The sequence below is a fragment of the Streptomyces sp. 8N616 genome (assembly GCF_052246385.1).
In the GTDB taxonomy this organism is placed as follows: Bacteria; Actinomycetota; Actinomycetes; order Streptomycetales; family Streptomycetaceae; genus Streptomyces.
Map to the genome: position 1 here is coordinate 215,405 of NZ_JBQQBY010000007.1, position 23,844 is coordinate 239,248.

Annotated in this window: 28 protein-coding genes and 1 pseudogene; 12 read left to right on the forward strand and 17 right to left on the reverse strand. The window is 70.9% G+C overall.

Features of this window, described 5'->3' with window-relative positions; translation table 11 throughout:
- Window positions 1–335 precede the first annotated feature (335 nt).
- On the forward strand, window positions 336–797 hold the full coding sequence (locus tag ACTWQC_RS09040; protein ID WP_443315044.1) for a helix-turn-helix transcriptional regulator: 462 nt from the start codon (window positions 336–338) through the stop codon (window positions 795–797).
- A gap of 135 nt (window positions 798–932) precedes the next feature.
- Window positions 933–1,871 (forward strand): lytic polysaccharide monooxygenase auxiliary activity family 9 protein, encoded by a 939-nt coding sequence (locus ACTWQC_RS09045; protein WP_443315045.1) that lies wholly within the window; start codon window positions 933–935, stop codon window positions 1,869–1,871.
- A gap of 56 nt (window positions 1,872–1,927) precedes the next feature.
- Here the strand turns inward: ACTWQC_RS09045 and ACTWQC_RS09050 are convergent, their stop codons facing one another.
- Window positions 1,928–2,500: a hypothetical protein gene (locus ACTWQC_RS09050; protein WP_443315046.1), complete on the reverse strand. Its 573-nt coding sequence runs from the start codon at window positions 2,498–2,500 to the stop codon at window positions 1,928–1,930.
- Between the two features lie 172 nt (window positions 2,501–2,672).
- Between ACTWQC_RS09050 and ACTWQC_RS09055 the strand changes: the two genes are divergently transcribed.
- Together ACTWQC_RS09055 and ACTWQC_RS09060 are read left to right on the forward strand one after the other, a co-directional pair.
- Window positions 2,673–3,917, forward strand: a complete 1,245-nt coding sequence (locus tag ACTWQC_RS09055; protein ID WP_443315047.1) for a cytochrome P450 family protein — start codon at window positions 2,673–2,675, stop codon at window positions 3,915–3,917.
- Between the two features lie 176 nt (window positions 3,918–4,093).
- Window positions 4,094–5,050 (forward strand): AraC-like ligand-binding domain-containing protein, encoded by a 957-nt coding sequence (locus tag ACTWQC_RS09060; protein ID WP_443315048.1) that lies wholly within the window; start codon window positions 4,094–4,096, stop codon window positions 5,048–5,050.
- Window positions 5,051–5,242: 192 nt separating this feature from the next.
- On the opposite strand, the gene ACTWQC_RS09065 is transcribed toward ACTWQC_RS09060, so the two are convergent.
- A complete protein-coding gene (locus ACTWQC_RS09065; protein WP_443315049.1) occupies window positions 5,243–6,142 on the reverse strand; it encodes an aminoglycoside phosphotransferase family protein in 900 nt (299 codons plus the stop codon).
- 391 nt (window positions 6,143–6,533) lie between these two features.
- Here ACTWQC_RS09065 and ACTWQC_RS09070 point away from each other — a divergent pair, with 391 nt between their 5' ends.
- Entirely contained in the window at window positions 6,534–7,001 is a 468-nt protein-coding gene (locus tag ACTWQC_RS09070) for a hypothetical protein (RefSeq protein WP_443315050.1), read from the forward strand.
- 86 nt (window positions 7,002–7,087) lie between these two features.
- On the opposite strand, the gene ACTWQC_RS09075 is transcribed toward ACTWQC_RS09070, so the two are convergent.
- The 3 genes from ACTWQC_RS09075 to ACTWQC_RS09085 form a co-directional block, all read right to left on the reverse strand.
- Entirely contained in the window at window positions 7,088–7,753 is a 666-nt protein-coding gene (locus ACTWQC_RS09075) for a LysM peptidoglycan-binding domain-containing protein (RefSeq protein ID WP_443315051.1), read from the reverse strand.
- Window positions 7,754–8,425: 672 nt separating this feature from the next.
- The gene (locus ACTWQC_RS09080; protein ID WP_443315052.1) at window positions 8,426–9,067 is read right to left on the reverse strand and encodes a TMEM175 family protein; all 642 of its coding nucleotides are present in this window, start codon (window positions 9,065–9,067) and stop codon (window positions 8,426–8,428) included.
- 112 nt (window positions 9,068–9,179) lie between these two features.
- Entirely contained in the window at window positions 9,180–9,500 is a 321-nt protein-coding gene (locus tag ACTWQC_RS09085; RefSeq protein ID WP_443315053.1) for a GYD domain-containing protein, read from the reverse strand.
- Between the two features lie 204 nt (window positions 9,501–9,704).
- On the opposite strand from ACTWQC_RS09085, the gene ACTWQC_RS09090 reads away from it, so the two are divergent.
- Window positions 9,705–12,221 carry a SpoIIE family protein phosphatase gene (locus ACTWQC_RS09090; RefSeq protein ID WP_443315054.1) on the forward strand — a complete coding sequence of 839 codons (2,517 nt, stop codon included), beginning with the start codon at window positions 9,705–9,707 and terminating at the stop codon, window positions 12,219–12,221.
- A gap of 58 nt (window positions 12,222–12,279) precedes the next feature.
- Here ACTWQC_RS09090 and ACTWQC_RS09095 read toward each other — a convergent pair whose 3' ends face one another.
- Complete coding sequence (locus tag ACTWQC_RS09095; protein ID WP_443315055.1) at window positions 12,280–12,867, reverse strand: TetR/AcrR family transcriptional regulator; 588 nt, start codon at window positions 12,865–12,867, stop codon at window positions 12,280–12,282.
- Between the two features lie 77 nt (window positions 12,868–12,944).
- Between ACTWQC_RS09095 and ACTWQC_RS09100 the strand changes: the two genes are divergently transcribed.
- The gene (locus tag ACTWQC_RS09100) at window positions 12,945–13,898 is read left to right on the forward strand and encodes an SDR family NAD(P)-dependent oxidoreductase (RefSeq protein WP_443315056.1); all 954 of its coding nucleotides are present in this window, start codon (window positions 12,945–12,947) and stop codon (window positions 13,896–13,898) included.
- Between the two features lie 219 nt (window positions 13,899–14,117).
- Window positions 14,118–15,077, forward strand: coding sequence for an LLM class F420-dependent oxidoreductase (locus ACTWQC_RS09105; protein ID WP_443315057.1), 960 nt, complete (start codon window positions 14,118–14,120; stop codon window positions 15,075–15,077).
- Here the strand turns inward: ACTWQC_RS09105 and ACTWQC_RS09110 are convergent.
- A complete protein-coding gene (locus tag ACTWQC_RS09110) occupies window positions 15,068–15,730 on the reverse strand; it encodes a diguanylate cyclase (protein WP_443315058.1) in 663 nt (220 codons plus the stop codon). The genes ACTWQC_RS09105 and ACTWQC_RS09110 overlap by 10 nt on opposite strands.
- 340 nt (window positions 15,731–16,070) lie before the next feature.
- Window positions 16,071–16,430: an arsenate reductase family protein gene (locus ACTWQC_RS09115; protein ID WP_443315059.1), complete on the reverse strand. Its 360-nt coding sequence runs from the start codon at window positions 16,428–16,430 to the stop codon at window positions 16,071–16,073.
- A 118-nt stretch (window positions 16,431–16,548) separates the two neighbouring features.
- Here ACTWQC_RS09115 and ACTWQC_RS09120 point away from each other — a divergent pair, with 118 nt between their 5' ends.
- Window positions 16,549–16,875 (forward strand): hypothetical protein, encoded by a 327-nt coding sequence (locus ACTWQC_RS09120; protein ID WP_443315060.1) that lies wholly within the window; start codon window positions 16,549–16,551, stop codon window positions 16,873–16,875.
- Window positions 16,876–16,936: 61 nt separating this feature from the next.
- Here ACTWQC_RS09120 and ACTWQC_RS09125 read toward each other — a convergent pair whose 3' ends face one another.
- The 8 genes and pseudogenes from ACTWQC_RS09125 to ACTWQC_RS09160 form a co-directional block, all read right to left on the reverse strand.
- Window positions 16,937–17,398 carry a hypothetical protein gene (locus ACTWQC_RS09125; protein ID WP_443315061.1) on the reverse strand — a complete coding sequence of 154 codons (462 nt, stop codon included), beginning with the start codon at window positions 17,396–17,398 and terminating at the stop codon, window positions 16,937–16,939.
- 306 nt (window positions 17,399–17,704) lie between these two features.
- On the reverse strand, window positions 17,705–18,184 hold the full coding sequence (locus ACTWQC_RS09130) for an META domain-containing protein (protein ID WP_443315062.1): 480 nt from the start codon (window positions 18,182–18,184) through the stop codon (window positions 17,705–17,707).
- A 68-nt stretch (window positions 18,185–18,252) separates the two neighbouring features.
- A complete protein-coding gene (locus ACTWQC_RS09135; protein WP_443315063.1) occupies window positions 18,253–18,585 on the reverse strand; it encodes a putative quinol monooxygenase in 333 nt (110 codons plus the stop codon).
- 120 nt (window positions 18,586–18,705) lie between these two features.
- The gene (locus tag ACTWQC_RS09140; RefSeq protein WP_443315064.1) at window positions 18,706–19,311 is read right to left on the reverse strand and encodes an alkaline shock response membrane anchor protein AmaP; all 606 of its coding nucleotides are present in this window, start codon (window positions 19,309–19,311) and stop codon (window positions 18,706–18,708) included.
- A gap of 43 nt (window positions 19,312–19,354) precedes the next feature.
- Window positions 19,355–20,122 carry a DUF6286 domain-containing protein gene (locus ACTWQC_RS09145; RefSeq protein WP_443315065.1) on the reverse strand — a complete coding sequence of 256 codons (768 nt, stop codon included), beginning with the start codon at window positions 20,120–20,122 and terminating at the stop codon, window positions 19,355–19,357.
- A gap of 37 nt (window positions 20,123–20,159) precedes the next feature.
- Window positions 20,160–20,477: an Asp23/Gls24 family envelope stress response protein gene (locus ACTWQC_RS09150; protein ID WP_443315066.1), complete on the reverse strand. Its 318-nt coding sequence runs from the start codon at window positions 20,475–20,477 to the stop codon at window positions 20,160–20,162.
- Window positions 20,478–20,653: 176 nt separating this feature from the next.
- Window positions 20,654–20,839: pseudogene (locus ACTWQC_RS09155) on the reverse strand (hypothetical protein); the annotation flags it as partial.
- An 87-nt stretch (window positions 20,840–20,926) separates the two neighbouring features.
- The gene (locus ACTWQC_RS09160) at window positions 20,927–21,412 is read right to left on the reverse strand and encodes an Asp23/Gls24 family envelope stress response protein (protein WP_443315067.1); all 486 of its coding nucleotides are present in this window, start codon (window positions 21,410–21,412) and stop codon (window positions 20,927–20,929) included.
- 293 nt (window positions 21,413–21,705) lie between these two features.
- On the opposite strand from ACTWQC_RS09160, the gene ACTWQC_RS09165 reads away from it, so the two are divergent.
- From ACTWQC_RS09165 to ACTWQC_RS09175, 3 genes are read left to right on the forward strand one after another with little or no spacing between them, the layout of a single operon-like run.
- On the forward strand, window positions 21,706–22,299 hold the full coding sequence (locus ACTWQC_RS09165; protein ID WP_443315068.1) for an RNA polymerase sigma factor: 594 nt from the start codon (window positions 21,706–21,708) through the stop codon (window positions 22,297–22,299).
- Window positions 22,290–22,988, forward strand: coding sequence for a hypothetical protein (locus tag ACTWQC_RS09170; protein ID WP_443315069.1), 699 nt, complete (start codon window positions 22,290–22,292; stop codon window positions 22,986–22,988). Before ACTWQC_RS09165 ends, ACTWQC_RS09170 begins: the two co-directional genes overlap by 10 nt.
- Window positions 22,985–23,380 carry a hypothetical protein gene (locus tag ACTWQC_RS09175; protein ID WP_443315070.1) on the forward strand — a complete coding sequence of 132 codons (396 nt, stop codon included), beginning with the start codon at window positions 22,985–22,987 and terminating at the stop codon, window positions 23,378–23,380. The genes ACTWQC_RS09170 and ACTWQC_RS09175 overlap by 4 nt, the downstream gene beginning before the upstream one ends.
- Before the next feature lie 188 nt (window positions 23,381–23,568).
- On the opposite strand, the gene ACTWQC_RS09180 is transcribed toward ACTWQC_RS09175, so the two are convergent.
- The gene (locus ACTWQC_RS09180) at window positions 23,569–23,832 is read right to left on the reverse strand and encodes a gas vesicle protein K (protein WP_443315104.1); all 264 of its coding nucleotides are present in this window, start codon (window positions 23,830–23,832) and stop codon (window positions 23,569–23,571) included.
- Window positions 23,833–23,844: the final 12 nt, after the last annotated feature.

Here is a 23,844-nt window from a genome sequence, read left to right on the forward strand (position 1 = left end):
TGCGGCGCGCGGTATGCGGCGTGCGTGCGGGGAAAGCGTCCTCGGCTCCTGCCCACCGGGGCGGGGCGGACCCCCGTTCCGTCCCGCTCCGGCGACCCCCCAACGGCCAGGCCGGAGCCGGCAGTCACAGCAGGGCCTGATCATTCCTTGAAGGACGTGAATGTGTCAACTGCTGTTGATGGCGGTGCGATTCAGTCGCTTTACGATTGCCGAGCCCGCCGAATTGACAGTGCTCCGGCATCAACTCTTGTTGCGAGAGATGGCGTGGATCACTGCGGCTGGCATACTGGCACGGACTGCGATCCACAAGCGCATAACGGTCGGGGGGCTACTGCATGGGCGACATCGGCGCGGCCGCAGGCGATCTTGCATCCGAGCATTTCGCAGATCGCCTGGAGCATCTCTTCGCGCACATGTACCCCGCCGCACAAGGCCGCCCGTACACCAACGGCGAAGTCGCGCGGGCCACCGGCCTGAGCACGACCGCAATCGGCTACCTGCGCACAGGCCGTAACAGACCCTCACTGGAGACTGCGGCACGGCTGGCCGGCTTCTTCGGCGTGCCCCTGGACTTCTTCCGCAACGACGAGGTCGCCGTCCGAGTCCAGGCCGAGCTCACCGACCTGGCCGCGATCCGTGACCACAGGGCGCGGCGGATCCTGCGCCGCTCTGCCGGACTGCCTGCGGCGATGCAGGCCGCCGTCGAGCAGATCATCGATGAGTACCGCAAGGCCGCGGGTCTTCCGTCGGATCCCGATGACGACGAGCAACGGGGCCGCCGGCGCGGGACAGCCTGAGCGGCGGCACGACCTGAGCGGCACGGCCACGGAGGGCGCCGCACAGGAGGCTCGTTGAACATGCCACCTCGGTTCCACGTACTGCACAGGGCGGCGGGCCATCCCGCCGCGACCCGCCGAGGAGGGCTGCATCGGATGACCGCGCATCGCACCGCCACGGTGGCCGCTCTCGTCGGGGCGGCCCCAATCCTGCTCACGGTGTTGGCCGGCAGCCCGGCGCACGCGCACGGGGCGCCGACGGATCCCGTCAGCCGGGTGGTGGCCTGCTCCCCCCTCGGCGGGCGGAAAACACAGTCGGCCGCGTGCAAGGCAGCTGCCGCCACCGGCGGGGCCTCTGCCGCCTGGGACAATCTGCGAGTCGCCGATGTCCGGGGCAAGGACCGGCAGATGATCCCCGACGGCAAGCTGTGCAGCGCGGGGCTCGACGCGTACAAGGGTCTCGACCTGGCGCGCGCCGACTGGCCCTCGACACGCCTTTCCGCCGGGGCGAACCTCGCGCTGACGTACCGGTCGACCATCCCCCACACCGGAACCTTCGAGCTGTACCTCACCAAGAACGGCTACGACCCGACGCAGCCCCTGAAGTGGTCCGATCTGGAGGCCGAGCCTTTCGCGACGGCCACCGACCCCCAATTGGTCGACGACGCCTACCGCATCAAGGCCAAGCTGCCGTCCGACAGGACCGGCCGCCATCTCCTCTACACGATCTGGCGGAACTCGAGCACTCCGGACACGTATTACTCCTGCTCCGATGTCGTCTTCCCTCGCGCCAAGGGCAGCTCGGGCAACGCCTCCACGGACGACGACTCCGGCACGGGCGGATCCCGGGCGGATACCGGAGGCCCCGCTTCCGCGGACAGCCCGGCCGCCACCGCACCCACCGAGGACGACGCGAGCGACACGGCGACCAGCCCGCCGACCCAGCGCGCCGAGGGCGGCCGACTGGCGCCCGCGGGCGGCACCGGCGACAGTGACGACAGCGCACCACTGCCGCTGTTCGCGGGCGGCGCTGCAGCGTTCATCGCCGCGGCGGGCACAGCCGCCACCCTGCGACGGCGACGCATGCGGCGATGAGGCGAAGCCCCGCCCCAGCCCGGGCTCAGGGCAATGTGCCGGGCCGGGGAGGGAGTTCATCGGGTGGTGGTCCGCCACTCCAGCTGGCCCGGTCCTGCTGGACAGTGGTGGACGCAGTCCGGGCAGGCGTACACCGCTCTGGCCGTCCCGGAGCGGGAGGCGACGACGCGTACCAGGACCGGCGCCTCCGTGGTGCGCTCGCAGCGGCAGCAGACGCGGGCCAGGGGGCGCCGCTCGGAGGTGTCGGCCAGCGCTGCACTGAGCGCGCAGTGCAGCAGCTCCGGCCTCGTCCGGTGCCCCTCGCGGGACGGCGGCACGCGCCAGTGGAGCCCCGGCCCGTACGTACGGTGCTGCGGCGGAACCGCCACATGCCACCCCGAGCCGAGCACCTGGACCTGCTGCAGCTGCCAGTGATCCGCGCTCCCCGGGCGAATGAGCCAGTAGAGGATGCCGCCGTAGTCATCCTTGATCACGGGTCCCGTCTCGTCTCCGAGGTACGTCAGAGCGCGGACCCCCGTGCCGATCGGCACCCGTACAGCGTCCCACCACCGTCCGGCGGGCAGGGTCCGCACATCCAGGCCGTGCGGATCCACCCACCCCGGCGCGTTGCTGACTGTCATGGTGTTCACCGGCTCTCCCATCGGATGCCGAGACCCTAGGGCGGACCCGAGCCCGCAACTTACGTGTACGCGTAGGGAAGTTGTCCCCACACGCAGTGTGTGCCCGTGCGGTCTCGTTCCGGAGCCGTACGACGGCGTAGCGTGACGTGCCGTATTGGAGTTCGAGAGCAGGGAGGCTCCGGTGGGAGACCATCGCCCCATAGCGATAGACGCGACCGGCCGCGACATCCACGGTGAAGCCGCCCGTATACGTGAGAGGGGACCGGTCGCACGTGTCGAACTCCCCGGCGGGGTGGAGGCGTGGGCGGTCAGCAGTCCCGAGCTGCTGAAGCAGCTGCTCACGGATCCACGCGTGTCCAAGGACCCGCGCCGGCACTGGCCCGCCTGGATCAACGGGGAGATCTCCCCGGAGTGGCCGCTGTTCACCTGGGTCGCGGTCCAGAACATGTTCACCGCGTACGGCGGCGAGCACAAACGACTGCGGACGCTGGTCTCCAAGGCGTTCACCGCGCGCCGGACCGCCGCGCTGCAGCCGCGCATCGAGGAGATCACGGCAGGCCTGCTGGACCGTATCGCCGAGGCCGGAGAGCGGGGGGCGGTGGTGGATCTGCGGGAGGAGTTCTGCTACCCGCTGCCGATCCAGGTGATCAGCGAGCTGTTCGGCCTGCCCGAGGAGAAGGGCGCGGAGCTCCGGCACCTCGTGGACAGCATCTTCCATACCTCCGCCGACCCGGAGGAGGTCACGGACACCTACACCCGGCTCTACGCCGTGCTCGGCGAACTCGTCGCCACCAAGCGGCAGTCGCCCGGCGACGACCTGACCACCGGCCTCATCGCGGCACGCGACGACGAGGGCGACACCCGGCTGAGCGAGCAGGAGCTGCTCGACACCCTGGTGCTCATGATCAGCGCCGGTCATGAGACCACGGTCAATCTCATCGACAACGCCATCCACGCCCTGCTCACCCAGCCGGAACAGCTCGCGCACGTACGCGCGGGCCGCGCCTCATGGGACGACGTGATCGAGGAGACGCTGCGGGTGGAGGCACCGGTCGCCAGCCTGCCCCTGAGGTACGCCGTGGAGGACCTCGCGCTGGACGAACTGGGCGGGCCGGACGGGATGGTGATTCGCGGGGGCGAGGCGATCCTGGCCGCGTACGCCGCCGCCGGACGCAATCCCGAGCGGTACGGGAAGGACGCCGACATCTTCGACGTCACCCGGGCCGACAAGGAGCACCTGGCCTTCGGGCACGGCGTGCACTACTGCCTCGGCGCTCCCCTGGGCCGCATGGAGGCCCGCATCGCGCTCCCGGCGCTCTTCGAGCGCTTCCCCGCTCTCGCCCTCGCCCTGCCGCAGGAGGAGTTGCGGCCTGTGGATTCCTTCATCTCCAACGGACACCGCGCCCTGCCCGTACGCCTGCGGTGATGAGCTGATCAGTCCCTTCGGGTCAACCGCCCCGGTCCTGGCATATGCGCATGTACGTCAGGGCGTCCACCGGGGCCGGTTGCCTGCACTACGCTGCATACCCATAACTACCGTTACCCGCATATGAGTTGAAGCTTTTCCAACAACGGTGGTCGGGTCACGCTGAAGGGGGTTCAGTGTCCGGGGGAACCTACATCGTGGAGTCACAGACGACCGGTGAGGTTGAGCCACGCGAGCGGACCGACTTCTGGAGCGAGCACATCGGGTCCTATCAGACCCCCATGGACTTCAGATACGCCCGCCCGGACACCTTCCGCGGCGAGACGATCCGGCAGCGCAGCGACACCTACCAGCTCGTCACCTGGCGGTCCGACAAGATCGAATACGTCCGCACCCCCCGACTGGTGCGTCAGGAACCCGATCCGGACTACCGGTTCGTACTCCCCCTCTCCGGGGAGCTGGTGATACGCCAGGACGACCAGGAGGCACGGCTGACACCGGGGTCCGGAAGCCTGATGACGCTGGCCGCCCCCTTCCAGCTCCTGCACGAAACGTCCCTGCGGGGGATCATCATGTCGATCCCCGCCCACGAGATAGACGGCCCCCTGAACCGGAAGGCCCCGCTGGCCACCGGGCTGGATCTGGCGAACGGTCTGGGGCGCGTGGTGAGTTCCATGCTGCAGGGCCTCTACGACGAGCGCGGCAACCTCTCCGCGACCCAGTTCAACGCCGTCTCCGACCGCATCGTCGAGCTGCTGTGCATGCTCGCCACCGGTGACGACCGCCCGGACGCACCAGGCCAGCTGACCGAGGTCGAGGCGATGGTCCGCCGCTACGTACGCGACCACGCCGCCGATCCCGGCCTGACCGGTGCATCCATGGCGAAGGCGCTGGGCTGGTCACTGCGCCAGGTCCAGCTGGCCCTCCAGCGGGTCGGCACCACCCCCCGCGAGCTGATCCGCGAGGAGCGCCTGCGCCTGGTCCGGGAACGGCTCCGGTGCGGCGAGTGCCGGCACATGACGATCACAGACCTGGCGTACTCCTCGGGATTCTCCTCCGCCAGCGCCCTCAGCACCGCGTTCCGGCAGCGATTCGGGGTCAGTCCCCGGGAGATGCGCTACGGAAGCCGTTGACGGGAGGACGGGCGGGCTCGGCCGCCTCGGGTGCCGTGGGTTAGCGGCGGCGGCCACGGTCGATGAGCAGGACGCAGATCGCGGCCGCCGGCGAGACCATGCCTCCCACGTACAATCCGCTGCGCCGGTCGCGGTTCCAACAGCCCGAATGCGAGCGCGGCGCCGAACTGCGGGTTGTCGTACCAGGAGGCCTCAGCCCTCTCCCAGCACCGCCCGGATCACGTGCCGGGCGTTGTGCGCCATCGCCGGGTTCGTCCTCCGGTAGTACGGCAGCGCGATCAGCGCCTGCGAGAGCGTCCGCCCCCGGCCGCGGTTCCAGGTCGCGTCGTCCACGCCGAGCGCCTCGCGGAAGACCTCCCTTGCGTCAGCCGGCAGCAGATTCCACGCCGGGAACAGATCGCAGGCCGGATCGCCCACGCCCATGCACCCGAAGTCGATCACCGAGGTCAGCCTGCCCCCGTCCACCAGCAGATTGCCCGGCATCAGATCGGCATGCAGCCACACCGGCGGCCCGTCCCAGCCCGGGGCCCGCAGCGCGTCCTCCCATACGGCGGCCGCGGCATCGCAGTCGACGCCCTCCTGCGGGATCCCGCGCAGTTCCTCGATCGCCGCCCGGGTCGACGCGTCGAGCGAGGCGAGGGGCCCGCCGCGGTAGGCCTCCGGCGCACCCGGCAGGGTGATGCTCCGCATCGCCGCCACGAACCCGGCCAGATCCTCGGCCAGCAGCAGGGGCTCACTCAGCGCCCCCGCCTCGGGGTTCTCCCCCTCCAGCCACCGGTACACCGACCACGGCCACGGATATCCCTCGGCGGGCTCCCCGGCCCCGAGCACCTCGGGGATGGCCGTGGGCAGCCGGGGCGCGAGGCGGGGCAGCCACTCCTGCTCCATCGATACGTCCTTGGCTCCGCCCTTCACCAGCGGCAGCCGTACGACCATGCCGTCGCCCAGCCGGTACATGGCGTTGACCGTGCCGCCGGACGGAAACCGCTCCACCGCCGGGCCCGCCCACTGCGGGAACTGCCCGGCGATCAGCCGCCGTACGAGGTCGTCGTCGATGGGGTGCAGGCCGGGATGCATCTGCCCTGTCCTCATAGGGCGCCATCCGATCGCCGGACGCCGGCGGGCGTCAAACGCTTTTCCGGCCAGTACGGCAGCCCACCACCGGTCACATCAACTGCGGCTGCGGCATGAGGGCTTCCTGCGGGGACCCTCTGACCTCCGCGCCGTCGGGACGGCACCTGCCTCCCGTTCGCCGGAGCGGGCCGAACCCCCGTCCCGTCCCGCTCCGGTCGCGGCGCACTGACGTGTGTGAGCCGGTTGACCTCGTACGGACTTCATCACTGGCGATGTGTCCAACATATTGGCACCTGGTCGCGTGTGAGGTCAAGTTGGAGTGGATACTGTCCAACAGAACGAGCACAGTGGGCAGATGCATCATCCTGAAGACACGACGGGGTGATCCGGTGCGGGGAGCGTGGGCATAGTGGCAGACGACGGCCAGGGTCATGGGCGGTCGCTGGCCGAGCGGTTGAACGCGCTGTTCGCCATGGTGCGGTGGACCGATGCCCATGGCCGCCAGCGGGAGTACTCGACCGCCGAAGTGGCCAAGGCGGTCACCGCAGACCCGTCGCATCCGGCGACGCTGTCGCGGAGTTACCTGGCGATGCTGCGCAACGGGTCGCACACGAACCCGACGTTGAGCGTGCTGGAGGGTCTTGCGAAGTTCTTCGACGACCACCGCGAACCGGGATCGCCGCCCATCACGGTGCAGTGGCTGGTCGCACAGGAGGACCCCGAGGACGAACTGTTGCGGCAGCGGCTCGCCGATCACCAGGTGCGGACGATCGCGATGCGGGCAGGCGCGATGACGCCCGCGATGCGCAAGCAACTGCTCAAGATGATCGCTGTTTTCGACCAGGACGACGCCCCAGGTCCCGGCGCCGGGACATGAGAAAGGACACCGTGCCGTACGCGAACGCGAGGCGCAGGCGCTCCTGCAAGCGCCTGCGCCTCACGACTCGGCCACGCGGGGTCGGGCTACCTCACGTCGAGGCGCACTCCCGGGAAGATGAGGTTCGGATTGCCGCCGATGGCCTGGTGGTTGAGCCGGTAGATGTGCCTCCAGTTCACTCCGTGCGCGAGCGCGATTCCGCTGAGGGTGTCCCCCGGCTTCACGACATAGGCCCGGCCCTTCCGCTGCGCGGGCCCGGTGCCGTACCGCTCTTGATCAGCCTGCGAGCGCTGGGGCCGCACCGCGACAGGGTTCCGGGCCGCCGGCTCCGGCCGTGCCGGCGCGGCAGTGCGCGGCGCCGGCGACCGCAGGCCCAGCGACGCCGAGCACGCAGGCCAGGCACCCCACCCCTGCCCGGCCAGGGTCCGCTCCGCCACGCTGATCTGCTGCGCCCGGGTCGCCTGTGCCGCCCGAGGCGCGTACGCCCCACCGCCGTACGCGCGCCAGGTGGCGTCGGAGAACTGCAGCCCTCCCGAGTAGCCATTGCCGGTGTCGGCCTGCCAGTTGCCCCCGCTCTCGCACATGGCCAGGCGGTCCCACACAGCGCCGTCCTGGGCCTGGGCCGGCAACTGCGCCCCCATGCTCAGCGCGCCGGCCCCCGCCAGCACCACCACGGCCGTGCGCCAGCGAAGTCCGCGGCCCCGGATTTCACTGCGGACAGCCGATTCCGTTGACGTTAAAGGAAGTTCCATCACGTGCTCCTGTCACTCGACGTGCAGTCGGCCAACACCCGTTCAGGAAATGGGGGGTTGTTTGCGCGTTCGTGCATGAGCTTCCGCAAGAAGGTCCGGAATTCTTGCGAGCACGAGGTAAGCACGGCCGCGGTCGGCATCCACAGAGCGCGCAGGAGCGTTCTCCACCCTCCGCCTGCCTCGCCGACGCCGGGCTGCTCGCCGATACCGCCGCATGGGGCGGGCCGTTGTGGGTACGGGGCGCACCGGCCCCGGCGCGGGCGCATCACCGGGCCCGGCGAGCCGGTCGCACGTTCGGAAGGCCTGCACGCCGCGCTCGGTCCGGAGCACTCGGCAGACGTACGGAAGAGGTTCGCATACGCCGCGCACGGTCCTCTCACGACGGCGCACCAGGGCCGCCGGCCGGCGATCCCCACCTCCATCAGGTCGGACCCCGTCCCCGGCGTCGCCGCCGATGCCCAGCGCCGCGGGTCCGCGGCGCTGGGCAGTCCGCTCGCCGCGCCGGTGCCGCGTCCTCCGGATCGGCCCGGGCGCCCGTCCGCCTGCACGCGCCGGTGACCGGACATGCGCCCCCGTACGAAGGGCCGAGGGCGCTGCCATGGAGTCCTTCGGGCGGCGGAACCGGGTGTGTGCCGCTCGACGTGGGCGGACGACGGTCCGGCACCCGCTCGGTCAGCGACCGTGCCGTGAGCGCGGCGTGACGCGCCGTTGCCGGCGGTCGATCGCGACTTTGGCGGGGACCAGGATGAGCCAGAACCACTTGGCCGCGGCGGGAGATGCGAAGGCCAGGGGTACGGCGATGCCGAAGACGAGCACGGTTGAGCCCAGATCGGCGGCGTCGAGGCGCCGCGCCGTGACGGTGTCCGGCGCAGCCGGCGGTGGGAGGCGCCTGTGGATGGTGAGCAGGAGAGCCAGATGCGCCGCGTTCGTGCCGGCGACACTGCCCGAGTAGATGGCCACGGCCAGGGGCTCGTCGCCGTATTCGGCCAGCAGTGCGGTGGGGAACGGCAGGAGCGCGATGAGGGCGAGTCCGAGCAGGGTCAGCCCGGTGACGGTGCCGTCCGGTGCGGGAAGGACGCCGAGGAGCCTGCGGTGGTCGCGCCAGAACTGTGCGATGACGGCGAAGCTCAGCGCGTAGGCCGCGAGGTTGGGGACGGCCTCGCCGAGGGCTTCGTGGAATCCTGCGCTGTTCAGCCCGGGCGGCACCGACACGTCGAGTACCAGCAGGGTCATCGCGATGGCGAAGACCCCGTCCGAGAGGGTTTCCAGGCGTTCCGCGGCCCCGCCGGTTCCGGTAGTCGGTACACGATCCACGTGCAGAGAAGTTATGGGAGTGGCCGTAGGGCCGGGCCCGTACGCGCCGCTCTGCCCGGAACCGTGCCCGAACGGGCCGCGCGCGCTCGCCGGTCGTTCCGGGGAGTGGCGCTCAGGTGCCGGGCGCCCGGTACTCCACCTTCTGGCGGACCGCCTCGTCGATCTCCTCGGTCGTCAGCAGCACGACCGTGCTCGTGCGGACGCCACCGGCCGCCGACGTGACCAGACCCATGGCCGCTGCGGAGGTGTTGCCCGGCAGGTCCGCCGTGACGTAGACGTCCTCCTCGCCGAACGCCCAGTACATCGATTCGAGCCGGCCTCCCAGGCTCTGGACCATGCGTTCGACGACCTCGCGGCGCGCAGTGGCGCCCTCGTTGAGCAGGCCCTTCAGGCCATCCACGGTCAACTTGACCCTGAAGAGGTACTTCGCCATGGGTTTCCGCCTCTCTCGTGCGTCTCGGTAGTCACCCCCTGACCGAATCCTCCTTCTGCTCCGCGTCCCCCGCCGCGAGGACCGCCGCCATACGGCCTACGCCCCCGCCGGGCCAGGATGCAGAGGTGAATGCGGGATGTGACGAGCTCATCTCGCCGGGTCGCCGTGTTGGGCCGGCGGGTCGACCCTGCGCACACTGGGAGTATGCGCGGGGTGATCGCCGGCGAGACGGCGGAGCGCGAGGATCTGCTTGCTGCGGCCGTCGTCAAGGCCGTCAAGGGAACGGGCGCGCACGCCGGGAGCGTATTTCTCCGCTCCCGCGACCGCCGCTCGATCGTGCTGGCCGCTACCTGCGGGGTGCCGCCCTCCCAGCTGGGCGGCTGGCGCCTCATTCCCGTGAGCAGTCCCATTCCGGTCGCCGCGGCCTACAGCACGGGGCGCACGGTTCACCTGGCCGACGCCGACGAGACGATGCGCCGGTTCCCCCAGCTCTCGGTGGCTCTGCCGTTCGCCTTCGGCTCCTGCTCCGTGCCGGTGGGCGCGGGTGGGGAGACCTTCGGGGCGCTGGCGATCGTCTGGGCGGCGGCACCGGGCGGCGAAGGGCTGTCCAAGGCCCAGCGCCGCCAGTTGCGGACCATCGCCAACCGGCTCGGCGCCTCGCTCGCCGCCCTCCGCGCCCGTACCGGCGATCCCGTGGAGTGCGACCCTCAGACGGTTCCGGTCGAGACCCCGGCTCCCTCGGCGACAGCCGTGCGGGTCGGCTTGTTCGACTGGGACCTCGCCACCGGCACCTTCACCGTGGACGACGAGTTCTGCGCGATCTTCGGTCTCGACCCCCGCGCTTTCGACGGACGGGCCGACACGCTCGCCGCCCGCCTGCACCCCGGCGACCTCGCCGCCTTCCGGGCCGCGGCCCGCGCGGCGGCCGCCGAAGGCCGGATCGTCGCGCGGCGCCTGCGCGTACGGGACAGCGGGGACGGCGGGGGCGGCGGCGAGGGGGTGTACCGGACCGTCGAGTTGTGGGGCCGCGTACCGGAGGCCGACGACGCGCGGGCGCGCGCCCATGTGGTCGGTGCGGTCGTCGACCCGCGGGCCGGCAGTGCGGCCGTCGCCGCGGTCGAGCGGCTGCGGGACGGGCTGTTGTCTCTCGCCCCGGACGGGCGGGTCGGCTACGCCAACCACAGCGCCCTGCAGCTGCTGGGCGTGCGCGGCGACGAGCTGCTCGGCCAGTGTCTCTGGGACGTCCTGCCGTGGCTGTCCGACCCGGACATCGAGTACCGGCACCGGTCCGCGATGGTCTCGCAGGCGCCGGTCTCCTTCCTGGCCTTCCGCCCGCCCGACCAGTGGCTCGCCTTCGCCCTCCATCCGGAGGCGGACGGGGTGACCGGCCGGGTGGTCTCCGTCGGCCATCCCCCCTCGGCCGCCCCGGCACCCGCCGCATCGGCCGCCACGACCCCTGCCACGCCTCCCGCCGCGGCACCCGCGACGGCATCCGCTGCGCCTCCCGCCGCCGCACCGGCGCGCCTGGGCGTCATGTACCAGGTCCTGCAGCTGGGCAGCGCGCTCACCGTGGCCGCCACCGTCCGCGAAGTCTGCGAGGTCGTCGCCGACCAGCTTCTCCCGGCCTTCGGTGGCCAGCAGCTCGCGATCTACATGGTCCGCGAGGGGACGATGCACCGGCACTTCCACACCGGCCACCACGAGGACTTCCTCGACTGGCTGGAGGGCGTGCCGCTGCACGCCCACCTGCCCGGTACCGAGGCCCTGACCACCGGGACCCCGCTCTTCATCGAGTCGCAGCAGGACCTCGCCCGGGGATACCCGGGCACCCCCGCGGGCGAGGCGAGCTCCTGGGCGTATCTGCCGCTGATCGCCTCCGGCCGCCCCGTCGGCACCTGCGTACTCGGCTTCGACGAGGTCCACCGGTTCACGGCGAAGGACCGCGACGTCCTCACCGCACTCGCCGGACTGATCGCCCAGGCCCTGGAACGAGCACGGCTCTACGACTCGGAGTACGCCCTCGCCCGCGGCCTGCAGCAGGCGTTCCTGCCGCACCGGCTGCCGGTGGTCCCGGGCGTGCGCACCGCCGCCCGCTACCTGCCCGGCACCAGCGGAATGGACATCGGTGGCGACTGGTACGACGTCATCCCCACCGGTATCGGAGTGTCGCTCGTCATCGGAGACGTCGAGGGACACAGCATCGCCGCCGCGGCCACCATGGTTCAGCTGCGCAGCGCCGTACGGGCCTTCGCGGCGGTGGGCCATACGCCGGGCGACGTGATGGCGGGCGCCAACCGGACCCTCATCGACCTGGACCCCGGGCTGCTGGCCAGCTGCTGCTACATCCGCCTCGAGCCCCGCAGCCACCGCGCGTACGCCGTCAGCGCCGGCCACCCGCCGCCACTGCTGCGCCGTCCCGGCGGAACGACGGACGTCCTCGACCTGGACGTCGGCCCACTCCTCGGTGTGGATCGCGCGAGTGTCTATCCGGGAACCCGGACAGGCCTCCCGCCGGGCTCCGTCCTCGCCCTCTACACGGACGGCTTGGTCGAGGAGCGCGGCACCGACATCGACGTAGGGGTCGACCGCCTGCGGGCGTCCCTGGCCCACGCCCGTGCGGGCTCGCTGGACGAACTCGCCGACCGGCTCCTGCAGGACGCCCGGCGCTCCACACACCGCGCCGACGACATCGCCCTGCTGCTCACCGAATACGGCCGGTAGGTGCCGGATGCCGCCGCCAGGCGGCAACCGTCGACCCACTCCCGCTCTCCACACCGGATCACGCGAGCGCCTCGAGCTCGCCGAAAGCCGACTCGACCGAGCCGGTCAACGCTTGAGGGTCGGGGCCCGCGAGCCGCCGGCCTGCGCGGTAACAGGCGAGTGCGAGGTGGGGCGCCATGGCCGAGGTGACCTCCGACGCGCCCCGTGCCCGCAGGATCTCGCCCATCACCTCGGTGAAGCGCTGCAGCTTCCGCTCGCTGCGGTCATGCAGTTCCGGGTTCTGCTCGATCAGCCGCTCGTGGAGGACGTACCGTGCCGCATCGCTGGTCACCTCCCGGCACATCGCGAGCACGATCTCCCGGATCTCTGCCAGCGCTTCCTTGAGCCCCGGCGGATTCGACGGCGGGTGCGCGTCCTGCCCTTCCGCCATCCGGTCGAGCAAGCGCTGCTCGTCGGCGAAGACCACTTCCTGCTTGTCCCCGAAGTACCGGAAGAACGTCGTGCGCCCGACCTCGGCGCGGTCGGCGATCTGAGCGACCGTCACCTCGGCGAACCCGCGCTCGGCGAACAGCTCGAACGCCGCCTCGATGATCAGCTCTCTCGCTCGCTGCTGCTTGCGCTCGCGGAGGGGACGGCGTTCGGTCATGACCGCCAGTGTAGACGTCAGTGAACGGAGTAACGTACGGTACTGAGTACCACTTGGGACTAGGTACCTGGAGCTGTATGAACGCGCCCGCCGGCACCCTCCTGATGACCGGAGGCAGCCGTGGCATCGGCCGGGTAGCGGCCGAACGCCTCCTGCAAAGCCGCCCTGAACAGCACCTTCTCCTGACGGTGCGAGACCGGGAAGGCGGTCGGCTCGAGAGGGAGCTGGCCGAAGTCACCGGCAATCCCCACGTCTCCACCATCGCGTGCGACCTCGCCTCGCTCGACGACATCCGCTCGGCAGCGGCGGAGATCGGGCGGCGCCTGGACGCGGGCACCCTCCCACCGCTCAGGGGCTATCTCGGCAACGCCGGACTGCAACTGGTCTCCCGGACGCAGGCCACAGCCGATGGCTTCGAAATGGCCTTCGGGGTCAACGTGCTGGCCAATTACCTCTTCCTGCGGCTGCTGCTCAGCCGCTTCGAGGCACCGTCCCGGATCCTGCTGGTGGGCAGCGATGTGCACTTCGGCGACCTCAGACACAACCTCGGGATGGTCCCCGCCCCGCGGTGGGACGACGTCTCCCAACTCGCCAGGCCGGCCACGGGCCCCGGGGCGAACTCCGTCACGGAGGGCCGTCGGGCGTACTCGACGAGCAAGCTCGCCGTGCTCTACCTGGTGCACGCACTCGCGCGCCGACTGCCCCCGGGCGTCGACGTGTTCACCTACAACCCCGGGTACGTGCCCGGAACCGGACTGGTCCGGGACGCGGGCCCTGTGACCCGCGCGCTGTCCCGCACGATCCTCCACGGTCTGCGGGCGACGCCCTTCGCGATGGGCCCGCGAACGGCCGGCCGTCGGCTGGCACACGCCGCCGTGGGGCCCCGCCCCGGCAGCAGCGGCACGTATCTCGACCGGGGAAGGATCACCCCGTCCTCAGCCGAGTCCTACGACCCGGTCCGCGAGGAGGATCTCTGGAATTCCGCCGCCCGCCTCTGCGGCCTTCCCACCGAAGCCCCGACCAGCCGCTGACCTCGGCGTTCCGGCTCCAACTCGCCGGTCATTCCCGGCGGTCGGTCAGCGTGCGCACCTCGTGTACGCGGATGCGATGTCCTCGGCCGGGGCCCAAATGAGCGCCGGCATGCCGAGCCCGCCGTTACGCGCCACTCACACCGCCGCAGCGCGTTTCTCCCCTCCTCCCCCGGTCACCCGTGGTCCTCAGGAAGCTCGGTCGCAACAGGAGGCGAGGACATGACCACCTTCGGATACTTTCTGGCATGCGAAGAATTCGGCCCTCGTGAACTGCTGGAACAGGCCCGCATGGCCGAGCAGGCCGGCTTCGATTCACTGTGGATCTCGGACCACTACCACCCGTGGAACGACGCCCAGGGCAACAGCCCTTTCGTGTGGTCGGTCATCGGAGGTCTGTCCCAGGCCGTGTCACTCCCGGTGGAGACCGCCGTGACCTGCCCGAGCCTGCGGACACACCCCGCCATCGTGGCCCAGGCCGCCGCCACTTCGGCAGCGATGCTCGAAGGGCGGTTCCGGCTCGGCATCGGCACCGGCGAGGCTCTGAACGAGCACATCTTCGGCGACGTCTGGCCGAGTGCCTCGGTGCGGATGGAGATGCTCGAAGAGGCCGTGACGATCATCCGGAGGCTGTTCACCGGTGAGGAGGTCAGCCACCGGGGACGGCACTACACCGTGGAGAACGCCCGGCTCTACACCCTCCCCGACGAACCCGTACCGATCGATGTCTCAGGCTTCGGCCCGGCTGCCACCGCGCTCGCAGGCCGCATCGGCGACGGCTACATCTCGATGATGCCGGATGAGGACCTGATCGCCCAGTTCCGCAAGAGCGGCGGCAAGGGAAAGCCGGTGCAGGGCGGCCTCAAGGTCTGCTGGGGGCCCGACCGGCAGGAAGCGGTACGTACGGCGTGGCGGCTGTGGCCCAACATGCTGCTCCCCGGCGAACTCGGCCAGGTCCTCCCCACGCCACGCCACTTCGAGCAAGCCTGCGAGCTGGTCACGCAGGATATGGTCGCCAACGCCATGACCTGCGGCGACGATGCGGACCAGCACATCGCCGCGCTGCGCACGTTCGCCGATGCCGGTTTCGACACGGTCTACGTGACCCAGATCGGCCCCGACCAGCGCGGATTCTTCGACTTCTACCGCACAGAAGTGCTGCCACAGTTCGCTCATGCATGAGCCTGCCGCCCCGCACGCTCCTTCCGTGCCATTGCCCGTGCCTTGCGTGGCTTGGCCCGTGCCGCGCGGCGGCAGCGGCGCAGTTCCTCGCCGTACGGCAGCAGTACCGCGACCCCGATCGCGGCGGCGATTCCCGCCAGATACGGCACCGGCAGCCGCCGGCGCCGGGGCACCAGGCGCCAGGCCGAGGGGTCGCCCGCGCCCCCGCGCAGCAGCGACCGCACCTGATCGGCGTGCAGGCACATCAGCGACGCCAGCGCACCGAAGGGCAGCGCTTCAAGGAAGCTGTGGATGTGCTGCTCCACCGGCTTCACCTCGCGGTCGCTGCGCACCGCGGTCCGTACGTCCCACAGCGCCGTCGCCTCGTGCACCCCTGCCGCCCCCAACTGCACGCTCAGCAGCAGCGGATTGACCTCGTACAGCAGCGTGAGCGCGATCGGCCCGCCGACCTCTGCCATCATCAGCGAGTGGATCAGGGACTCCTTGGTCCCCGTGGTGTCCTCGATGCGGGTGCGGCGGTGCATGACCCAGTCCGCGAGCCCCGGCACGAACCATGAGGGCAGAAGCCCGTACATCAGGTACCGGACCGTGGCGTCCTCGACGCTCTCCGCCGGTGTCGGCGCCTGGATCGTCGGCCTCTGAAACCAACTCATGAGATCGGACCACCCTTCATTCCGCGTGCAGTCGGTCCTGGTCTCCGGAAGAACTCTCCGGCAGGGCAGTTGCCCTTCCTCTGCCCTTCCTTCGGACCGGACGCGGGGTACCCGCACCAGGAGAGGGGAAACGGCTCGGCTGCGGATACGGGGCCTGAGCCCACCGGACGCGCGTGACCCTGCGAGGAATCCTGCGATGACTCGTTGGACAGACGGTGGTCGTCCCCGGTCGCATTCCGAGTCGGAACCGCGGCCCAGCGGCGATCGACCAGTCGCCCAGTACAACTCTTCCGCTCAGGCCAGGTGTTGTGGCCGGATTGCCCGGCACAGGCCCGGTTCCTCAGCGTGCCAGCGCGTCCCTGACCGCTTCCTCCGTGCGCGCCACCACCGCAGATCCGTCATCCGCGGTGATGATGGGGCGCTGAATCAGCTTGGGGTGCTCGGCGAGCGCCGTGATCCAGCGGTCCCGCGACGCCGCGTCGCGCGGCCAGGTCTTCAGGCCGAGTTCCTTCGCGGCCGCCTCCTGGGTGCGCGTGATGTCCCACGGCTCGAGGCCGAGGCGGCCGAGCACCTCGCGGATCTCGTCCGTACTGGGGACGTCCTCCAGGTAGCGACGGACGGTGTAGCCGGCGCCCTCGGCGTCGAGCAGGGTGAGCGCACTGCGGCACTTCGAGCAGGCCGGATTGATCCAGATCTCCATGCGCCCCACGCTACCCCGAGGCACTGTCAGACCCACTCTGGCCAGGGCCGTTGTCGGTGCCGGGCAGTAAAATAGAGGTGGTTCGTGAGGGTCCAACCACCGCGCCAGGAGGTCGCCGATGGCCGTATCCGCAATCGCGAAGAAGCCGACCACGCCGCAGACGCCACCGCCCACGACGAAGCACACGACGAAGCCGACGATCGAGCCGTTTGAGCCGTTGAAGAAGAAGCCGCTGCCGACCGGGCAGCCGCGCGAATGGTACGAGTCCCACAACCGCAAGCTGAAGGCCATGCGCCTGGCCATCGCCCTGCTCGATACGGGCGTCTACCGCACTGAGCAGGCCCCCAACAGCACGATACGCACCACCGCGGCCCGAATCGGGATCCACCCGCCGTCCAACACCACCTGCCGATTGGTCCGTTCGCTGATCCGCGACGGGCGCTGACCTGTGAACCGGCGGCCTGCAGATCCCGTATCGGCAGGCCGCCGGCTGTGGGCAGGCCCGCCTATCCGCCGATCGACGTGCTGTAGGCGGAGAGAGCGACAACACCGGCCACGCAGGCGACGATCACCCAGGAGCTGAAGCCCATGCGTCTCCTTCTGCGCCCGGATCGCGAGGACTTCCCGGACCGCCTGCCCCGACCGGACTCTGCCGGTCTCGGCGCAAGCGGTGCGGCATAGGCAGCGGCCTCGGCGAGGAGGCGGCGGCAGGTCGCGGCGAGTTCGCCCGTTCCGGAGGAGAGCGGCACAACAGCCTCCGAACGCGCCGGGGCGGTGGTGCCGCCGTCGAGGATGCGGCCCGCGCGGACGAGGATCTCGTCCCTGCCTCCGGCGGGGGCCAGGCTGATCCAGCGCTGCACGTGCTCACCCCGTATGACCACACACCCGGACCGGTCCCGGTAGACGGCGTGCTCCCGCCACAGCACCGCCGCCAACTCCCCTGCGGTCTCCCTCAGTTGGGCGCTCACGGCCCCTCCCCCTTCGCCGGACGTCAAATCGAACAAGCATGGCACTCTAGCGCCAGGGGCACACCGAGTCGGTCATCGGGGCCGTGCCGCGCCGCCCATGCAGTCAGCCGCCCCGTTCGCCGCGCCGGGTGCGCGCCCGCAGTTCCTCCTCCGCCTTCGGGCAGAGATGCGCCGGCACAGATTGCTACGGGCGTGGTCGCCGGGGCCGGGGCGTTCGTGGTCGCCGCACTGCTCGGCATGGCCTGGTCTCCCCCGACAGTCTTCTGACCCGGCTACCGCCGAGCGCTCACTTGCCGCCCTCGAGCGTTAGGGAGGTGACCCCGAACCGAGGGTGATGCTGTCGCCGTTGTCCCGGGTCAGGGTGAGGGTCCTGCCCTCTTCGGAGACCTTGGCCCTGAGGTTGCCCGTGAAGACCTCGACGAACCGCTCCTCGAACTGCTGCAGGCCGTCGGGGCAACCCCTCGCCGTCATCGCGATGTCGGAGACCTTGATCGTGTCGCCCTCGATCTCGACGTCGGCGCCGAGGTGATTGCAGCCCGTACTGCCTCCGGACTTTCCTCCGGCATCGTCCGTCCTGCCGGGGTTGAACTCCACATAGGCGCCCGACTTCGACGGCGGGGTGTACTCCTCGCCGTCGACGGTGACGTTCTTCGGCACCCAGCGGACACCGGTCACGGGCGCCGCGCTGCCTACTTTTCCGCTGCCGGTCTCCGTGCCGCAGGCGGTCAGGGCGGCGGTGCAGGCCAGGGCCGCCGCCGCGAACGTGACGTTCCTCCGTCGATTCACGGAGATGTGACGTATGGGCGTTGTCGGTGGTTCCCTTCAGGCCATGTCAGTCCTGCCGGGGAACGGCTTCAATCCTGCCGGGGAACAGCGAACTCACCCAGCAGTGACCAGTCGTCCTGCTGGATCGTGGTGTTCACGATCCGTGGTGTCTCGGCAAGATGGGGCGGAAGGGTCTGCTGCGCGGTCCTGAAGTGCTCGGACTGCACGTGCGCCGCCCCTGCCTCGTCGTCGCGGAAGGCCTCGACCAGGACGTACTCCGTCGGGTCCTCGATGCTCCGGGACCAGTGGAACCACAGGCAGCCCGGCTCACTGCGCGAGGCGGTGGTGAAGTCGGCGGCGATCTCCGGCCACCGGTCGGCGTGCTCGGGACGGACCTTGAACCTGGCAGTGATGAAGATCATCGGAACCCCTCGGGTGGACTACTGACACAGTCTGCGCCGCCAGTTCGCGGTCTGCGGACGAACGCCGCCCCAGGCGTGTCGCACGCGCCGAGTGCCCAGGCGTGTCGCACGCGCCGAGTGCTACTCGACGCGGTGCGGCCCACGGCGGACAACCCGCAGGCGCGCCTGCGTGGGGAGCTGTTCCCAGCCCGTGGACTCGCGGGCACGTTCCACAGGTCCGCGGGAGAGATCCCGTAGGACCAGTCCGGGGGCGCCGTCGGCGGTGAGGGTGAGTCTGACCCGGACCTCGGGGCGGGCGGGCCGGCCTGCCATCCGCGCCGCGGCCTCCTCCACACCGGGCAGGGAGCCGGCCTCGGCTGCGAGGGCGTCGCCCAGCGCTTGGTCGCGCAGTTCCACGCCCTGCTCGGGGGGCGTTCCGCCGACGGGCATCCGGCCCGGGCGGCGTTGGCGCAGCAGGGCCAGCAACCACCACAGGGCGAGCAGGACGACGAGGACGAGACCGGCGATGAAGGTGGGCCACCACCATCCCTGGTCGGTCCAGGCGGTGCGGTCGGCGTGGCTGAGCACGACGTCGTGCGGCGAGGTCAGCGGCCAGCCGCTGGGTGGCGCGAGGTTCCAGTGCCGATACACATCCAGGCCGCCGGCGAGCACCAGAAGGCCACCGCCCAGCAACACCCCTCCGGCCAGCCCCAGCAGGATCCGGTTGACCGTGGTCCGGGCCTTCATCGTCTCCTCCAGTTCCCCGGCGGTGTCCCTGTGCTGAGGCCGGTCATGTCGTGCGCCGCCGCACGCGGACCGTCAGCCGCGGCAGAGGGGCCAGGGCGAGTCGGTCGATCTGCTCGTGCTTGAGGGTGCTCGTCAGTTCATCCTGAACCTCGTGCAGGTCGCGGAAGCGCACGTCCGCGCGGACCTTGACGCGGCGTCGGCGTACCCGGACCCTTGCCCGGCTGACCCCGGGGACGCGCATGGCGGCGTCACGCAGCAGCTGTGCGGCGCCGCGACGGTCCAGAACGGCGCGCATCGAACCACGGCTGTCGAGGATGTGCAGCGGCAGCAGATTGCGCGAGCCGGGGGTGAGTGCCAGAACGATCAGCCAGAGACCGAGGGCGGCGGCGACCGCGGCGCCGGTGAGCATCCAGACGTCGTCCACCGGACGGCTTGCCAGCTCATCGGCCAAGTCCTTGCGCCAGGCGGCGGCTTCGTTTCCGGTCCGCACCGAGACGACGTCGACCAGGAGCATCCCGGCGCCCACCAGCACCACCAGCGCGGCGAGCGCGGCCGGTATCCGGCGCGGGGACCAGGGCCGGCGCGAAGGGCGCGGCTCGCCGTCCCTCGCCGGAGCCTCCGGCGGGCGCTCGCCGCCCTCGGGCAGTTCGGCGGCCTCGTGGTTCCTGTCCCGCGTCGCCGAGGCGGCCTGCCCTGGCTGCGGGGGCGGCGGGCCGGGCTCCGGCTTGCCAGGTTCCGGCGGGTCGGGTTCCGGCGTGACGGATCCCGGCGGGTCGGGTTCCGGCGTGACGGGCGCCTTTTCGTGACTCATGGCCCTCCTTGCGTGGGGTGGGTGCCGCGCCTGGTCGTCAGGCGACTCGGCCCCGTTCCAGGCTCTCGGCGGGCACCAGCCGCTGGACGATGAGGGTGACTTCGCTGACGCGCATGCCCGTCAGCTGAGCCACCCGCTCGGCGATGCGGCGCTGCATCTGTCGGGAGGCTCCGGCGATGTCCACGGGGTAGGGCAGGTCCAGGGTCAGGCCCAGCCGGGCCGATCCGTCGTGGACCACCGCCGAGGAACGAGGTGCCGCGAGTCCGCGGCGTGCGGGCGGCAGGCCCACCTGCCGGGTCAAGGCCTCGTACGCGGCCCGGGCGGCGATGTCGGCCACCACCCTGGCCGGGATCACGGTCGCGCCGCGCTCGGCCGGCGGCGGAAGCCGCGGCGCACTTGCTCTCGCTTCCCCGGGCGGGCCGCCCGAAGGGTCCGGAGGAGGGAGATGCGCGCTCATGACACCCGGCCCCGGGTAGGCCCGAAGTCACTCTGGGAACGCCTGGACGCCCTGCTGGACGCCCTGCTGGACTCCCTGCGACCGACGTCCTCCCGGCGGCGAACGAAGTCGCCGACGACGAGGTCGCCCTGCAGGAAGCTGCCGACGATCAGGCCCAGTGCACCCAGGCCCGCCACCAGCAGGAACGCCTCGAAGTCGCCGAAGTAGCCGGCGAATCCCAGGGCCATGCCCGCCAGCAGGCCCACGGTTCGTGTGCTCATCTCTCACTCACCCATCTCATGTCCGTCTCCCCGCGCGCCTCGGCGTCCGCTGGAGGACAGACCTCGGGGGCCGGCCTGGGGCCGGGCTCACGTCACGCGGCCTTCGGTCTCCTCCTTCTCACCCTCCTCGTCGGGCAGGTGAACGTCGTCGACGGCGATGTTCACCTCGACGACCTCCAGGCCGGTCATACGCTCCACAGCCGAGATGACGTTGATGCGGACGTCCCCGGCCACATCCACGATGGAGACGCCGTACTCGACGACGACGTCGAGGTCCACGGCCGCCTGGCGCTCGCCCACCTCGACCGTCACCCCGCGGGTGAGGCCGGGCCGGCCGGCAGGTACCCGGTCACGGACGGCCCCGATGGCCCGGGCCATCCCCGCCCCGAGACTGTGGATGCCCGACACCTCGCGGGTGGCCATCGCGGCGATCTTCTCCACCACGCTGTCCGATATGGTGGTCCGCCCGCGATTCTCGGGTGCGACGGTGGCGCCCCTGCCGCCCTGCAGCTCATTTCCAACCTCGTCCAAGCGGCCCCTGCCCGTGGCGGGGCGGCTGGTCGTGTCCGTCATGAGGATCTCCTCAGCGATCCGCGCGGACACCGTCCCGGTGCCCGTCGAAGAATTGGACACACCCCAGCCGCAATCCTCACGCTCTGACGTGATGCGGATCACATACGATGAGTTCTGCAGTACCTGGTCGGGATTCGCGCCTCGTCAGAGCGGTCGCCGGCCGCCCACGGCCCCGGCCCACCGGACCAGGCCAGAGTGAGCAGCCGATGCAGAAGCAGAACGGACGCCCATCACCTCCGCGGAACGCCGACGGGTCGCGCAGCGAACCGACCCCGCCGCCGGCTGCCCGAGCCATGGCCGAGGGGGACGGGCTCGAAGGGAAGAGGCTGGAAGGAGACAGGCTCAACAGCCTGGATGACCGGCTGCTGGCCGTACGGGCCGGTGAAGGCGACGACGACGCCTTCGCCGTCCTGGTCCGCCGCCACAGCTCTTCGCTGCTCGCGCTGGCCCATCACCTGCTCGGCAACATCGCGGACGCCGAGGACGCCGTGCAGGACTCCTTCCTCGGCGCTTGGCGCCGACTGCCGGAGTTCCGTGGCGACGCCCAGTTCCGCACCTGGATGTACCGCATCGTCACCAACCACTGCCTCAACACCCTCCGCAGCCGCACCCTCACCGTCCCCCTGGACGCCGTCCCCGAGCCCGCGACCCGGAACGGGCACACCGCACCCGAACGCGCCGCCGAGAGCGTTGCCGCCACCACCGCCCTGGCCGAGGCGCTCGGCAGGCTGAGCCCCGACCAGCGCGCGTGCTGGGTGCTGCGGGAACTGCACGGCCTGCACTATGAGGAGATCGCCCAGGTGACGGGCACCAGCGAGCAGACCGTGCGCGGCAGACTCTTTCGAGCACGGCGCTCTCTGACGAAGGAGATGGGTCCATGGCGCTAGACGATCCGCATGCCGGGTCCCCCGGCGACGGGCCGCAGAAGGCAACCGCCGAGGCGGCCGACTCGCGCCAGTCCGCCGACGCCGCGCTGCTCGCCGGCGATCAGCTGCTGCCCTGCGGGCGCCCGCTCCGCGTCGTCTGGGAGCAGGCCCGCGATATGGGCCATCTGGGCCTCCCTGCGGACCCGCACACCACCGACTGCCCGTACTGCAGGCAGGCCGTCGAAGGCCTGGCGGCTCTGGACGAGGCCTCTCGGGCCATGCGCGACCAGGAGCGGCCCAGCGGACTGACCCTCGCCGAACGGGTGATGCACGCGGTCCGCGCCGAAGTGCGGCTCGGGCGGATGCTGCCCTTGGACGACCCCGCACAGGACCTGCAGATCGCCGAGACCGCAGCGGCGAAGGTCCTCCGTAGAGCCGCCGATAGCGTTCCCGGCTCGCAGGCCGCCAGCTGCCGCCTGCGCCCCGCCGAAGACGGCAGAGCCGTGCACATCACGCTCACCTTGTTCGTCGCGCTCGACCGGCCCGTGCCCGACCGGGCCGGCGAAGTGCGCCGAGCCGTATTCGACGCCGCGGAGCGGACCCTCGGGCTGGCCATCAACGGCATCGACCTGGAGATCGCGGACGTACTCGAGCCACTCCAGCCTCCCGGATCCGGCGGGACCCCCACCCAGGAAGGCGAAGCCCGATGACCATCGTCAGCGCGGTGGACATCCACCAAACCGCCGCACGCACGGCCCTCGCGGTCCCGGGCGTGGTCGGACTGCAGCCCAGCCTCGGTTACCAGCTGGCCAGCGCCGCCCAAACCCGGCAGCCCGCTGCCCTGCCCCCAGAGGCCGGCATCCGGGCCGAACACTCGCCCGAGGCCCCCGGCTGGCACGTGGAAGTGCGCTGCATCCTGCACGAGGACCGCCGCGCTCTGGACACCGCTCGGGAAGTACGTCGGCAGGTCCGGTCCGCAGTCACCGCCCATCTGAGCCGGCACGGGCCACCGGAACCCGTCACCATCCTCGTCACCGTCACCCAGACCTTGAGCCATGCACCCGAAGGTTCTGCGCCGAGCGTGGAAGACACCTCGGCATGAGAGAGACCTGCGAGTCATGAAGCCCTGCTGTATCTGCTGACCGGGGAAGGCCCGGACGCCGGCCGTGACGCAGGAGACCGCCCGGCTTCCCTGCGAGTGGAAGGCACAGTCGCGGGACGCGCCTTCCAGCTGGGCAGCATCCTGCAAGCGCAGGCTCCTGTGGGGGCTGCGCATGCGTCCCGGCGTGGTCAGTCGCGCGGCAGCAGAGGACCGAGCGGGCCGAGATCGATGTTGAGGTCCTCGGGATCCAGGCCGAAGTGCTCCCGGAGCTCCTCCATACGCTCCTCCAGGGCCATCAGGGTCAGCCCCAGCTCCTCGATCTGCTCATCGCTGAGGCCGCCCTGCTCGACTCGGCGCAGCGCCTGCCGCTCCATGAGCTGGCGGAGCAGTTCGATGATGGTGAGCACCAGCCCGGCAAGGCCGCGCTCCACCGATTCGGGGTCCACCTCGATACGCCTGCGAAC